Source organism: Synechococcus sp. R6-10 (genome assembly GCF_047461815.1).
GTDB lineage: Bacteria > Cyanobacteriota > Cyanobacteriia > Thermostichales > Thermostichaceae > Thermostichus.
This window is the reverse complement of record NZ_JANSHW010000060.1, coordinates 1-578: the sequence shown is the minus strand read 5'-3', so window position 1 is coordinate 578 and position 578 is coordinate 1. Positions and strand designations below refer to the sequence as shown.

The following is a 578-nucleotide window of genomic DNA, read 5'->3' as shown; positions in this document are numbered from 1 at the left end:
ACACAGAGCAAGCAGAAGCCTTTTTTACCTGGATAGCCGACCAACTGAACCTGCGGGGAGAGGAAACCATCCTGGATGCCTACTGTGGCATCGGCACCTTAACCTTGCTGCTGGCGCAACGGGCGAAACGGGCGATGGGGGTGGAAGCTTTGCCGGAAGCGGTGGCCCAAGCCCGCTACAATGCCCAGTTCAACGGTATCGCCTCAGCCCAATTTTTCCAGGGCACGGTGGAACAGGTTTTGCCGACCCTGCCCCCTGCCGACATTGTGGTGCTGGATCCGCCGCGGCGCGGCTGCGACCGCCAAGTGCTCGAGACCCTAAAGCTGCGACGACCACCACGCATCGTCTACATTAGCTGTCACCCTGCCACTTTGGCGCGAGACTTGCAGATCCTACTGGCAGAGGGATCCTATCGCCTTACCCAATGGCGGGCGGCTGACTTCTTTCCCCAAACCGGGCATGTGGAGGGGGTGGCCTTTTTGGAGCGAGTTTGAAGAGTACGCACCCTGACCAAAAGGCGCGGCAAGCCCCGTCCTTCAGGGCAGGGAAGGATAGCGCCGACCGTAGCCGACGCCCTT

The 578-nt window shown here is 60.9% G+C and carries 1 protein-coding gene; it reads left to right on the top strand.

Annotated elements, in window-relative coordinates; translation table 11 throughout:
• Positions 1–494, top strand: a 494-nt coding sequence (gene rlmD, locus NW837_RS01935; protein WP_414329033.1) for a 23S rRNA (uracil(1939)-C(5))-methyltransferase RlmD, incomplete at its 5' end; no start/stop codon positions are given.
• Positions 495–578: the final 84 nt, after the last annotated feature.